Genomic DNA, 12,831 nt, shown 5'->3' on the forward strand with positions numbered 1-12,831 from the left:
CCGGTGCCCTCGAGTCAGTCCTCTTCTGCTGCGGCCCCTTCGTCTCCCGCTCCGAGCCCGAGCCCTTCCGCTCCGAGCCCGACTCCCGCTTCGACCGAGCCCGAGCCGCTGCCCGAGGTCTTCGCCGTCGAGCACCCCGACCCGGTGGTCGACCGGTCCGACGCGGGCGGTTCCACCGAGACCAAGCGCCGCATGATGGCCGTCCTGCTCGCCTTCGGCGTCACAGCCGGAGCGGGTGCGGTGATGGGAGGCCGGGCGCGGTGAGGGCCGACCGCCGCAGCTCGCCCTCGCGATAGCGCGCGGTCTCCCGGTGCCAGTTGAGGATCGCCGCGACCCAGTAGCGCAGGTCCTGGACGTACGCGTCCAGGGCCTCGCGGGCGCCGGCCTCGAGCCCGAACCGCTCGGCCACGGCCGGCAGTTCAGTGGAGGCCACCAGCTCGAACTGCTCGAGCCGGGCGCTGATGAGGTCGGCGACGACCTCGGTCGCCTCGGCCACGGAGCAGCCGAGGAACTCCTCGACGACCACCACGCCGTTGATGAGCTCGCCCTCGAACTCGACCTCCTTCTGGTACGAGAAGAGGTCGTTGATGAGGCAGGCGGCGTCCACGGCGCTGTTCTCCATCTCGCGCACCGGCCTGGAGTCGTAGACCGCATCGGGCACGAGCCTCCCGGTCGTCAGCCGCGCCAGGCTCATCGTCATGTCCGAACCGAAGGTCTGACGCCGCATCTCGATGTAGTCCACCGGGTCCGGCACCCGGTTCTGTGCCGAGTGGTGCAGCTCCCACAGCCAGCCTTCGAGCATCGTCTCCACGGCCGCCTTGAACTCGGCGCGCCCCGTCTCGGCCAGCGAGGAGGCGGTGCGCCGCCACAGGTCTGACAAGCCGGCCTCCAGCGGGTTCGCCGGTTCGGGCCCGGAGGCGAGGTCCAGCGGCATGCACCGCGACAATCGCCGGTTCTGCTCGACGGCCGCGCCGAAGTCGCGGCCGCGGCCGAACACGGCCGGGTAGTAGTCGTCGCCGTAGGTGCCCCAGGCCAGCCAGTCGGACGAACATTCGACCTCCTCGGGCGTGCCGTCGGGGTCGATGCCCGAGGAGCACAGCGCGAAGTCGAAACCCTCGAACCGCCGCCGGTCCCACAGCCCCGAACCCGGGCGCAGCGGGTCGACCGCGAGCATCCCCATCGAGGCCGCCCACTCGGTGTTGTGCCGCCGGGCCCGCTCCAGATGCGGTCCCAGCTTCAGCTCGAACGGCATGTGGAAGTCGGGGATCCGGCTCGGTCCGACCTCGCGGAACGGCGTGCGGACGTGCTGGCACAGCCCCGAGAGCGCCACGCGCGCAGCCGAGGTCCCCAGGCCGTTCGGGCCCCCGAGGACCCGCTCGGCCGGGTCGTTCATGTAGCGGCTGGAGCGCATGTGCCACTCGTGGCCGCCGGCCTGCCAGTCCTGGAGGCCCTTGGCGTACAAGGCGACCGCGGACTGCTCTTCAAGAGACAGACCCAGGTGCGCGACCAGTTGCGGCACCTCGGTGAGCGCGGTGTTCTCGAACTGGTGCAGGCGGGAGGTGAGGATGTCGCCCACCAGGTCGGCGGCGCGCTGGGTGTCGCAGCCGAGGAACCGCTCCAGGACGAGCACCGCGTTGGCGTTCTCGCCCTCCTCGGCCACTTCCCGCTGGTAGGAGAACAGGTCGTTGCGCAGGTGGACGCCGTCGGAGAAGGCGTCCCGCAGGACCCGCACGGGGCGCTCGCCGGCGGCCCGCGCCGGCAGCTCGGCGCCGACGGCGTGCTCGATGAGGTTCGCCGACCAGGGCGCCCCGCCGACCTTGCGGCGCATCTCGACGTACTCGATCGGGTTGGCCACCCGGTCGGTCTCGATGTTCGTCAGCTCCCACAGCGACTCCATGAGCAGGTTGACGGTGCTGACGGTGAACCGGCGCCGCCAGTCGGTCGACCTCTCGGGGGCGGTGCGACCCCACAGGTCCGCCAGCCCGCGTTCGATCGGATTGCCCGGCTCGGGGGTCTCACCGAGGTCGATCGGCATGAACTTCGGAATGCGGTCGAGATAGGCCTCGGCCCCGGCGGTGTCCCGGTGGCGTTTGAACGCGTCGAGGAAGTGGTCGTCGAAGAAGAACACCCACACGTACCAGTCGGTGACGAGCTCGAGCGTCTCGGCGGAGCAGTCGGGGTGGGTGTAGGCGCACAGCAGCCCGTAGTCGTGGCGCTCGAGCTCGGCCTCGTCCCAGATGACGCCGCCGTCGGCGGCCGGGGCGTCGAGCATGCCCATCTTCGCCGCCCAGACCCGGGCGTGCGTCCGGGCCTGCTCGAGATGAGGGTTGAGCCGCGGCGGATACGGAAGGTAGAACACAGGGAGATCGAACGGGCGTTTACCGGACATATGGCTCCTTGGGACTCGAACAGCCGAACTGCGTCTGAATCCACCGTATGATCCGTACTATCGCGTGGCTATCACCCATATCGGTGACTAAGTCCTGTCCAGGCGTGAACTGTCGTAAACCGGACAAGCCGTCAGGGGGATAAATCGCCACAACCTGTCCGCCCGGAGGAGCCGGGGCGTGAGGACTACTTAGCACGCGTGAAACATTCGTCGCGCCACTGTGTAACAGCATCAGGCGACGCTGGTGGTCCGTCGAGGTCAGACAGCGCTGTCGCCGCGACAGCGCGGTCCGGACGGCTCGCGAGCCCGCCACGGGCTCGGCAGTGAGCCGAGCACCGGCCGGAGCGACGGCGGCGAGCCCGAGCACCGCCACCCGGACCGCGCCGCCAGCAAACCCGACGTCCTTGGGAGGTCCAGCGCGTGAAGGTCGCCATCGTCGGTTACGGCATGGCCGGGGCCCGCATAGCCCGCGAGCTCGGTCGACGCGGAGTCGAGGTCACCGTGTTCGGGGCCGAGTCCAGCACCGCCTACAACCGCATCCTGCTGTCCGGCATGATCGCCGGGAAGCAGTCCGAGTCCGAGATAGCGCTGCCGACACCCCCCGACCACGTCGAACTGCGTCTCGGCCACGCCGTCGAGCGCATCGACCTGGAGTCGCGGACCGTCGACGGCACCGCCTTCGACAAGCTCGTCCTGGCCACCGGCGCCGAGGCGTTCGTGCCGCCGATCGAAGGGCTGCTGCCCCTCCCGACCGGCGCCTACGTCCTGCGCACCGTCGAGGACGCCCGCCGCATCCTCACCGAGACCGAGAACCGGGCCAGCGCCGTCGTCCTCGGCGGCGGCCTGCTCGGACTGGAGGCCGCCCGCGGCCTCGCCGGACGCGGCCTCGACGTCACGGTCGTCCACGCGGCAGGCCACCTCATGGAACGCCAGCTCGACCCGCTCGGGGCGCAGGTCCTGGCCTCCACCTACGCCGACCTCGGCGTCCGGTCGGTCACCGACGCCAAGACCACCCGCGTCATCCACGGCGACGACGGCCTGACCCTGGTCATGGCCGACGGCCGCACCGTCACCGGGCAGCTCATGGTCGTCTCCTGCGGCGTCCGGCCCAACACGGCGCTCGCCGAGTCCGCCGGTCTCGACGTCAACCGCGGCGTGGTCGTCGACGACCAGTGCCGCACCTCCCACCCGGACGTGTTCGCCGTCGGCGACTGCGCCGAGCACCGCGGCATCCCCTACGGGCTCGTCGGTCCGGCCTGGGAGCAGGCCGACGTGGTCGCCGACCTGCTCTCCGGTGTGGACCCCGACGCCGCCTACACCGGCTCGCGCCTGGTCACCCGCCTGAAGGCCGCCGGCATCGACCTGGCCGCCATGGGCGAGACCGAAGGCGACGAAGTCGTCTCCTTCGCCGACCCCACGCGCGGCACCTACGCCCGCCTGGTCATCGACGAGGACGGTCGGCTGGCCGGCGCGGTGATGCTCGGGGAGAACCCGATGGTCGGGCAGGTGGTGCAGCTGTTCGACACCCGCGACCCGGTGCCGCACGACCGCCGCACGCTCCTGACGGGACGCCCCGGCGAATCGGTGTCGGTGGCGCCGGTGACGCCCGCGTCCATGCCCGAGGAGGCCGTGGTCTGCCGCTGCAACAACGTCACCAAGAAGGAATTGACCGACGCGTTCCTCGGCGGAGCGCGCACCCCGCAGGCGCTCTCGGACGCCACCCAGGCGTCGACCGGCTGCGGGACCTGCGTCGAAGACGTCGCGGGGGTCTGCAAGTGGTTGGCCGAGGCCGTAGACGGCCCCGGCCAGACGACCGCCGATTTGAATGAGGTATCAGCTTGACTTCTCCACCCGCGAAGACAGGAGGATCCAGCTCTCGCAAGTTGGGTTTTCTGCTTCACAGTCCGTTGCCGGCCCGAACGAACGGCGAGGGTTGGAGTGCCAACCATCGGTCTTACACAGGCTCCACAGACCTGACTTTCCGCCAGCCCGGCGGTAGGCCCGATCGGTTTGGTTTTCACCGGTATGGCGCTAATGATCTTAACGTCTGCTTGATTCCTCTATTGCAGGCGCGGGTACATATGGAGGGTTACCGATGAGCGAGAAGAAACTGGTAGTCGTCGGCGACGGCATGGTGGGCCGCCGCTTCCTGGAAGCCGTGGTCGAACGCGACCCGTCCTGGTCGGTCACCGTCCTGTCCGAGGAGCCTCGGCCCGCCTACGACCGGGTGCGGCTTTCGGCCTTCTTCGACGGCGTCAGCGCCGAGGAGCTGTCGCTGGCGAGGGACCTGCCGGGCGTGGACGTGCGGCTCGGCGAGCCTGCCACGGCCATCGACCGCGAGGCGAAGGTCGTCCGTACCGAGTCGGGGACCTACGCCTACGACAAGCTCGTGCTGGCCACCGGGTCCTATCCGTTCGTGCCGCCGATGGAGGGCGCGGACGCCGAGGGCGTGTTCGTCTATCGGACCATAGAGGACCTGGAAGCGATCAAGGCCCACGCCGCCGGGCGCCGCCACGGCGTGGTCATCGGCGGCGGCCTGCTCGGCCTCGAGGCGGCCAACGCGCTCAAGCTCTTGGGCCTGGAGACCCAGATCGTCGAGTTCGCGCCCTGGCCGATGGCCCGGCAGCTCGACGAGGCCGGCGGCGGGGTCCTCAAGCAGCACATCGAGAAGCTCGGCATCGACGTCGCCTGCTCCACCGGCGGCACCCGCATCGAAGCGGTGGGCGAACGCCTGCACATGGAGACCAATCAGGACGGCGTCGCCTTCGACACCGACCTCATCATCTTCGCGGCCGGCGTCCGGCCCGCCGACCGGCTCGCCCGCGACGCCGGCCTGGAGGTCGGCGAGCGCGGCGGCGTCATCGTCGACACCGGCTGCCTGACCTCGGACCCCGACGTGTTCGCGATCGGCGAGGTCGCCGCGATGGAGGGCGTCTGCTACGGCCTGGTCGCCCCCGGCTACGCGATGGCCGAGGTCGTCGCCGACCGGCTCGCCGGCGGCGAGGCGACCTTCCCGGGCGCCGACCTGTCCACCAAGCTGAAGCTGCTCGGCGTCGACGTCGCCCAGTTCGGGGCGATGGACGGACCGCTCGCCACGACCTACCTCGATCCGGCCGAGGGCGTCTACGCCAAGCTCGTCCTCTCCGACGACGCCCAGACCCTCTTGGGCGGCATGCTGGTCGGCAACGCCGAGCCGTACCCGCTGCTGCGCGCCAGCGTCGGCGGGAAGGTCCCCGGCCAGCTGGCGGACCTGCTGTCCTCCGGCGAGGTCGGGGGCGCCCTGCCCGACGCCGCCCAGGTGTGCTCGTGCAACGCGGTCACCAAGGGCGAGATCATGGGTGCGATCGCCGACGGCTGCCACGACGTGGGCCAGATCAAGGCCTGCACGAAGGCCGGGACGAGTTGCGGCTCGTGCGTCCCGATGCTCAAGCAGCTGCTCGCCGAGGGCGGCGTCGAGGTCTCCAAGTCCATCTGCGAGCACTTCACGCAGTCGCGGGCCGAGCTGTTCGACATCGTCAAGGTCACCGGCATCACGACCTTCTCCGAGCTCATCGGCCGCTACGGCACCGGCCTAGGCTGCGACCTGTGCAAGCCGGCGGTCGCCTCGATCCTGGCGAGCCTGGCGAACGGCCACATCCTCGACGGCGAGCAGGCCGCCCTCCAGGACACCAACGACCACTTCCTGGCGAACATGCAGCGCAACGGCACCTACTCGGTGGTCCCGCGCATCCCCGGCGGTGAGATCACGCCCGAGAAGCTCATCGTCATCGGCGAGGTCGCCCGCGACTTCGGGCTCTACACCAAGATCACCGGCGGCCAGCGCATCGACATGTTCGGCGCGCGCGTGGAGGACCTGCCGAAGATCTGGCGGCGCCTGGTCGAGGCCGGGTTCGAGTCCGGGCACGCCTACGGCAAGGCGCTGCGCACCGTCAAGTCGTGCGTGGGCACCGACTGGTGCCGCTACGGCGTCCAGGACTCGGTGAAGATGGCAATCGACCTGGAGTTGCGCTACCGCGGGCTGCGGAGTCCGCACAAGCTCAAGTCGGCCGTCTCGGGCTGCGCCCGCGAGTGCGCCGAGGCCCGCGGCAAGGACTTCGGGGTGATCGCCACCGAGGACGGCTGGAACCTCTACGTCGGCGGCAACGGCGGCTTCACGCCCCGGCACGCCGACCTGCTGGTATCCGATGTGGACTCGGAGACGCTGGTGCGGACCATCGACCGGTTCCTGATGTTCTACGTCTCCACCGCCGACCGGCTGCAGCGCACCTCGAAGTGGCTGGAGTCCCTCGACGGCGGCGTCGACTACCTGCGGGAGGTCGTCGTGGACGACAGGCTCGGCATCTGCGAGGAGCTCGACGCCATGATGGCCAGGCACGTCGAGACCTACAGCGACGAGTGGAAGGGCGTCCTGGACGACCCCGAGAAGCTCCAGCGGTTCGTGTCCTTCGTCAACGCGCCCGACACCCCCGACCCGTCCATCGAGTTCGAGGAAGTCCGCGGCCAGCGGTTCCCCGCCGGGACCACGGACCGCTCGCACGGCCGGCCGGTGCTGCTCGGCACTCCCGAAAGGAAGTAACCATGCAACCAATCTGCGCCTTCGACAGGCTCACCCCCGGACGCGGCGCCGCGGCCCTGCTGGCGGACGGCACCCAGGTGGCCGTGTTCCGGCTCCACGACGACGCCCTCTACGCGCTGTCCAACCAGGATCCGTTCACCGGGGCCCAGGTGATGAGCCGCGGCATCATCGGCGACCGCGCCGGCGAGCCGACCGTCGCCTCCCCGCTCCACAAGCAGGTGTTCTCCCTGAAGACCGGGCGGTGCCTCGACGACGAGGCCAAGTCGCTCGAGGTCTACGCCGTCGAAGTCGTCGACGGCCAGATCCGGGTCGGCGCGACCGCCGACGTGAAGGCGAGCGCCTGATGGCCACCGCCGCCGCCCCGCCGAAACCGAACCCCGGTGAGCGGGCGCCGCTCGCCCCGCTCACCGGGTACACCGTCGCGGTCACCGCCCAGCGCCGGGCCGAGGAGCTGTCGGCCCTCCTGGAGCGCCGGGGCGCGCGCACCGTCACCGCCCCCACGCTCCGGATCGTGCCGCTGCCCGACGACGAGGCGCTGCGCGCGGCCACAGTGGAGCTCATCCGGGAGGCTCCGGACACGATCGTGGCGACCACCGGGATCGGATTCCGCGGCTGGCTCGAGGCCGCCGAAGGCTGGGGCATGGGCGACGACCTCCTCCACGTCATGGAGAGCGCCAAGATCCTCTGCCGGGGCCCCAAGGCCCTCGGCGCCGTGCGCGCCGCCGGGCTCACCGAGGAGTGGACGGCGCCATCGGAGACCGGCACCGAAGTCGTCGAATACCTCAAGGAGCGCGGCGTCCACGGGCAGCGCGTCGCCATCCAACTGCACGGCGACCCGGCCGAGGACTTCATCCGCACCGTCCGCGAGGGCGGGGGAGCGGCCGTGCCCGTCCCGGTCTACCGGTGGACGCTCCCGACCGACATCACCCCGGTCCAGCGGCTCGTCGACGCGATCTGCGCCCGCCGGATCGACGCGGTCGCCTTCACCTCCGCGCCCGCCGCGAACGCGCTGCTGCGCATCGCCGGCGACCAGGCGGCGGACATGCTGGAGGCCCTTCGCGCACCGGCCGAGGACGACGGCGTCCTCCCGGTCGCGGTAGGGCCGGTCACCGCCGCACCGCTCTCGCGCCTCGGCGTCGACGTCGTCCAGCCGCCGCGGGCCCGCCTCGGGTCCCTCGTCCGCACGGTCGCCTCGGCGCTGCCGAAACGCTCGCGCAGAGTCCTGCTCGCCACCGGGCACCGCATGGAACTGCGCGGCCACATGGTGCTGCTCGACGACGAGCCCTACCAGCTGCCGCCGGCGCCGATGGCCGTGATCCGGGCGCTGGCCGGCGCCGAGGGGAAGGTCCTGTCCCGCGCCGAACTGCTCGGCCACCTGCCTCGCGGCGCCGACGGCCACGCGGTCGAGATGGCCGTGACGCGCCTGCGCGACGCGGTCAACCTGCGGTCCTGTGTGGAAACCGTGATCAAACGCGGATACCGGCTCAATCTGGAAGTCTGACCGACGCCCGAGCCGTCGCGGGACGAGATCGGGTGGCGGCCGACGTCTCCGGTCCGTACGATGGGGCCAGTTCGACGACCTCGAAGACCGGAGACCGCAATGGCATATGGACAGCCGCCCCAGTACCCGCAGCAGCCGATGCCGCCGCGACAGCCGAAGGCGCGACCGACGCCGGTGACCGTCGCGGTGTGGACCCAGTTCCTCACCGCCGCAGTCATCGTCCTGACCGCTATAGGCATGTTCGCCGTCCAAGGGGCGGTCGAGGACGAGATCGCCTCGCAGCTGGCGAACGACCCGGCCTTCGAAGGCTCGGGCATCACCGCCGACGACGCGTCCACACTGGTCACGGTGACCTTCGCGGCGGTCGCGGTCGTCTACATCATCTTCGCGGCCTTCTATGTCGTGCTGGGCCTGCTGAACAACCGCGGCAACCGGCCGGCGCGGATCCTCAGCTGGATCCTGTCGGGCATCGCGCTGGCGTGCTGCGGCTTCGGCGGCCTCATCGGCCAGGTCGGCTCGACGACGTTGACGGTCAACGAGACCGAGTACGAGGACCAGATGACGCAGGCGGTCGAGGAGGCCACGCCGATGTGGGTCACCACCCTGGAGTGGATCTCGCTGCTGCTGTTCATCGTCGGGTCGCTGCTCATCATCATCCTGCTGGCCCTTCCGGCCTCGAACGACTTCTTCCGCAAGGAGGAGCCGCAGCAGCAGTTCCCGGGCCAGGGCCCCTACCCCGGCCAGCAGCCCCCGCCCTACGGCCAGCAGCCGCCGGACCAGGGACCGCCTCCGCAGCAGCCGCCGCAGTGACCACTGCGGAGCGGCGTGCCGCCGCTCCGCTACCGGTCGCACCAGACCGCCGCCGACGGCAGGATCAGCAGGACCACGACGGCGACGTTGACCGCGACCGAGACGTACGACGGGTGCCCGGCGACGATCGCGATCAGCGCGGCCACGGTACGGACCAGGCCCAGCGATATCGCCCACGAGCGGGCCCAGCCGCGGCGCAGTTGAATCGCCAGTCCCAGCACGGCGTTGACCAGGCTGGCGGCCATCAGCGCCACCAGGATGATCGCGGTGAACGGGTCGCCGCCGCGCTCGCTGTGCTCGATCCAGTCCGTGCCGGACCGGTACATGCCGATCGCCGCCCAGGTCCACAGGATCGCCACCGAGGCGATGATCGGGCCCGGTATGCCTCGCAGCCGCAGGCCCTGTCTCTGGAAGGTCATGGGGCTCGCTTCCGTCGTAAAGGGATCGCGCCCAGCTTAGGACCAGTCATCGGCAGGAGCGCTCGGCCTAGGGAGGCGTCGCCGCCCGGCTCGGCTCCCGCCGTTCGGGCACCGCTCTGCCCGCGACCGTGAAGTGATTGCGGTGGTTTCGTTAGGCTTACGGGGTGAGTGCTGACGACCACCGCCCCGCGACGCGGTATGCCCGCCTTCCCGCCGACGAAGCCGAGGCGGTGGCGATGCAGGCCGAGCTGGCCGGCTGCGTGGTCGTCGCCGAACCGCCCGCCGCGGCGGTGACGGTCGCGGGTCTCGACATCGCTTACGACAAGCGCACCGACGAAGTGATCGCCGCCGCGGTCGTGCAGCGCCGAGCGGATCTGCAGGTGCTCGATCAGGCGATCGTGCGGGGACGCACCGAATTCCCTTACGTGCCCGGCCTGCTGGCGTTCCGGGAGCTGCCGATGCTGCTGCGCGCGGTGGAGGCGCTCACTGTGGACCCGGACGTGTTCGTCTGCGACGGTTACGGTCTGACCCATCCGAGGCGTTTCGGGCTGGCCTGCCACCTCGGGGTGGTGCTCGACGTGCCGTCGATCGGGGTGGCGAAGAACCCACCGCACCTGCCGGTGACCGAACCCGGTCCCGAGCGCGGCGCCTGGACGGCGATCCACGGCGGCGAAGAGGTCATCGGCTGCGCGCTGCGGACCCGCGACGGCGTCAAGCCGGTCTTCGTCTCGGTCGGCCACCGCTGCACCTTGGACACCGCCAGGGAACTGGTCCTCGAACTCGCGCCGAGGTACCGCCTGCCGGAACCGATCCGCGCCGCCGACCACCTCGGCCGCCGCCACCTCGCCTCACCCGACTGAGGCCGTCGAGCGCTCGCCCCGACCCCGCTCGCTAGCGTTCGTCGTCGAGACGCGAACGGAGCGAGGCGGCCTCTTCGGGGGCCAGCGACGGCGCTTCCAGCACCTTCGGGATCAGGGCCTTCTCGCCCATCGCGGCGCGGAAGAACAGCTCGATCGTCACCTCGTGGTCCGGCCGGGCGACGACCTCCAGCTCGTCGCCCTCGGCGACCTCACCCGGTTCGACCACGCTCAAGTACGCGCCCGGCCGGGCCCCCTTCGTGAACGTCTTCAGCCAGCCGGCCCGGTCCATCCAGCCGCGGAACGTCCCGCACGGGATCCGCGGGCACGTCACCTCCATGACCAGGCCTCCCGGTCCGCGCCAGCGCTCACCGATGCGGGCCGAACTCAGGTCGTGGCCCTCCACGGTGAGGTTCTCGCCGAACCTCCCGCCGCGCAGCTCCATCCCCAGCAGCGACTCGAAGTGGTCGTAGTCCTCGCGGGCGTAGGCGTAAACGGCCTGGTTCGTCCCGCCGTGATGCTTGACGTCACCGATGCGGTCGCCTTCGAGGCCGACCTCGCCGCCGCCCTTGGGTCCGGCGGCCCGCACCGCGACCGGACCCGACACGGGGCGCTTGTCGATACCGGTGAATTCGACTCCGTCCTTCCAGTGGTTCGGCCGGGGTCTGGCGATGTTGACGGAGATGATGCGCACTCATGGATCGTAGCGAGGACCGGCCCGCGTCTCAATCCGCTTTCCGGCCGCCGCCGAACGTCGGCGGGCCGGGTTAGTCTTACCCGGTGGGGACCGGTACCAGGAAACTCTTCCGCGACGACGCGGTGGTGCTGCGCACCTACAAACTCGGCGAGGCCGACTCGATCGTCTCGCTCCTCGGCCGCCGCAGCGGCCGCTTCCGCGCCGTCGCCAAAGGCCTGCGCCGGACCTCCTCCAAGTTCGGGGCCAGGCTCGCCCCCTTCGGCCACGTCGACCTCCAGCTCATCGAGGGCCGCGGCGAGCTGCACACGGTCACCCAGGCGGTCGGCATGCACCTGTCCGGCGGCGCGATCAGCGCCGACTGGGCCGCCTACACGGCCGCCTGCGTGGTCGCCGAGGCCGCCGAGCGGCTCGTCCCCGAAGACCACCAGCCCGACCTCGACGTCTTCCGACTGACGCTCGGCGCGTTCCGCGCGCTGGCCGAGACGAGCCTCCCGCCACTGCTGGTCATGGACTCCTACCTGCTGCGCGGCATGAAGACCGCCGGCTGGGCGCCGTCACTGAACGAGTGCGCGAGCTGCGGCAGGGACGGCGAGCACCGGGCCTTCGCGGTCTCGGCCGGAGGCGCGGTCTGCCGCGACTGCCGCCCCGGCGGCGCCGCGGTCCCGGCCCCGGCCTCGATGGAGCTGATGCGCGCCCTGGAAGCCGGCGACTGGCCCCACGCCACCGCGGCCGACGGCCGCGAGCGCGCCGAAGCCGCGGGCCTGATCGCCGCCCACTTCCAGTGGCACTCCGAACGCCCGCTGCGCACCCTCAAATACGTCCCGCACTGAGGTGCGGTCGGCGTCCGGTCGTTGCGCTGGTCCACCCGGGCTGCTGTTCGGAAGGATCGCGGTTTGTGCCGGGAAGGTGTGGATGGCTCGGGTGCTGCAGGCTCCTCGACGGTGACGAGGTGGCGGTTGGGTCGGAGTTGTCCGTCGTCCTTCGGATAGTGCATGGCCGCGGTCTTTGGCGGTGATGAAGAGGCGAGTGGGGACTCAGGGCGCGTCTTCGTCGACTGGTGGTCGGTCGCGACGGTGATGGTCGGGATTGGTTTCGGTGCTGTCGAATGATGGAGCGCCTCTCGGGTGGTGATCGGTAGGTGTTCGGCGCCGGGGGTTCGGCTTGGGGCGGGTGGGGTGGTTTCGGGTTCTGGACATGGGAAGGGGCTCGAAAGCGGTCGGCTTTCGAGCTCGGCACCGTATGTATCCCCCTCCCCGCCGCAGAGCCTCCCGCGACGGGCGGATTAACACTGGTATGGAGGCGTGTTCGCGTTCTCGGTCGGGGCGTCGGTCCCGGACCGGCCCGCTTTCCGATGCCGGTTCGCCTTCGGGCACCGGTTCGGACGCGGTGGGAGACTTCGGCGCTGCGAACTTCTTTCGCAGCCTCGCCCGGGCGGCTCGGATCTCGGCTTCGATCCGCTCTCGTTCGACCGCTTCGGCAGCCTGATCCAGGTCCTCCCGCAGGCTCGGTCCCCACTCCTCGGGGAACAGGCCGGTCGGGAACACGTTCGCGACATCGTCGGCGAACTCGGCATCCAGGTCTT

General features: G+C 70.7%; 11 protein-coding genes and 1 pseudogene. 8 read left to right on the plus strand and 4 right to left on the minus strand.

Going from position 1 to position 12,831, the window contains the following annotated elements:
• Positions 1-3 precede the first annotated feature (3 nt).
• Positions 4-264, plus strand: a complete 261-nt coding sequence (locus ACYVL2_RS17250) for a hypothetical protein (protein ID WP_460545587.1) — start codon at positions 4-6, stop codon at positions 262-264.
• Here ACYVL2_RS17250 and ACYVL2_RS17255 read toward each other — a convergent pair.
• Positions 221-2,389, minus strand: coding sequence for a terpene synthase family protein (locus tag ACYVL2_RS17255; RefSeq protein ID WP_460545589.1), 2,169 nt, complete (start codon positions 2,387-2,389; stop codon positions 221-223). The two genes, ACYVL2_RS17250 and ACYVL2_RS17255, sit on opposite strands and share 44 nt — an antisense overlap.
• A 420-nt stretch (positions 2,390-2,809) precedes the next feature.
• Between ACYVL2_RS17255 and ACYVL2_RS17260 the strand changes: the two genes are divergently transcribed.
• From ACYVL2_RS17260 to ACYVL2_RS17280, 5 genes are all read left to right on the plus strand, one after another.
• Positions 2,810-4,231: an FAD-dependent oxidoreductase gene (locus ACYVL2_RS17260; RefSeq protein WP_460545591.1), complete on the plus strand. Its 1,422-nt coding sequence runs from the start codon at positions 2,810-2,812 to the stop codon at positions 4,229-4,231.
• Between the two features lie 253 nt (positions 4,232-4,484).
• Entirely contained in the window at positions 4,485-6,965 is a 2,481-nt protein-coding gene (gene nirB, locus ACYVL2_RS17265; protein WP_460545594.1) for a nitrite reductase large subunit, read from the plus strand.
• Positions 6,966-6,967: 2 nt separating this feature from the next.
• Positions 6,968-7,309, plus strand: a complete 342-nt coding sequence (gene nirD, locus ACYVL2_RS17270; protein ID WP_460545596.1) for a nitrite reductase (NAD(P)H) small subunit family protein — start codon at positions 6,968-6,970, stop codon at positions 7,307-7,309.
• On the plus strand, positions 7,309-8,466 hold the full coding sequence (locus tag ACYVL2_RS17275) for a uroporphyrinogen-III synthase (protein WP_460545598.1): 1,158 nt from the start codon (positions 7,309-7,311) through the stop codon (positions 8,464-8,466). The genes nirD and ACYVL2_RS17275 overlap by 1 nt, the downstream gene beginning before the upstream one ends.
• 99 nt (positions 8,467-8,565) lie before the next feature.
• The gene (locus ACYVL2_RS17280) at positions 8,566-9,276 is read left to right on the plus strand and encodes a hypothetical protein (RefSeq protein WP_460545599.1); all 711 of its coding nucleotides are present in this window, start codon (positions 8,566-8,568) and stop codon (positions 9,274-9,276) included.
• Between the two features lie 29 nt (positions 9,277-9,305).
• On the opposite strand, the gene ACYVL2_RS17285 is transcribed toward ACYVL2_RS17280, so the two are convergent.
• Positions 9,306-9,695, minus strand: coding sequence for a hypothetical protein (locus ACYVL2_RS17285; protein WP_460545601.1), 390 nt, complete (start codon positions 9,693-9,695; stop codon positions 9,306-9,308).
• 164 nt (positions 9,696-9,859) lie between these two features.
• On the opposite strand from ACYVL2_RS17285, the gene ACYVL2_RS17290 reads away from it, so the two are divergent.
• Positions 9,860-10,555 carry an endonuclease V gene (locus ACYVL2_RS17290; protein WP_460545603.1) on the plus strand — a complete coding sequence of 232 codons (696 nt, stop codon included), beginning with the start codon at positions 9,860-9,862 and terminating at the stop codon, positions 10,553-10,555.
• Between the two features lie 31 nt (positions 10,556-10,586).
• On the opposite strand, the gene ACYVL2_RS17295 is transcribed toward ACYVL2_RS17290, so the two are convergent.
• On the minus strand, positions 10,587-11,246 hold the full coding sequence (locus tag ACYVL2_RS17295) for an MOSC domain-containing protein (protein WP_460545605.1): 660 nt from the start codon (positions 11,244-11,246) through the stop codon (positions 10,587-10,589).
• 86 nt (positions 11,247-11,332) lie between these two features.
• Here ACYVL2_RS17295 and recO point away from each other — a divergent pair, with 86 nt between their 5' ends.
• The gene (gene recO, locus ACYVL2_RS17300) at positions 11,333-12,079 is read left to right on the plus strand and encodes a DNA repair protein RecO (protein WP_460545607.1); all 747 of its coding nucleotides are present in this window, start codon (positions 11,333-11,335) and stop codon (positions 12,077-12,079) included.
• 204 nt (positions 12,080-12,283) lie between these two features.
• Here the strand turns inward: recO and ACYVL2_RS17305 are convergent.
• A pseudogene (locus ACYVL2_RS17305) lies at positions 12,284-12,831 on the minus strand (hypothetical protein); the annotation flags it as partial.

It is taken from the genome of Glycomyces halotolerans (genome assembly GCF_054779575.1).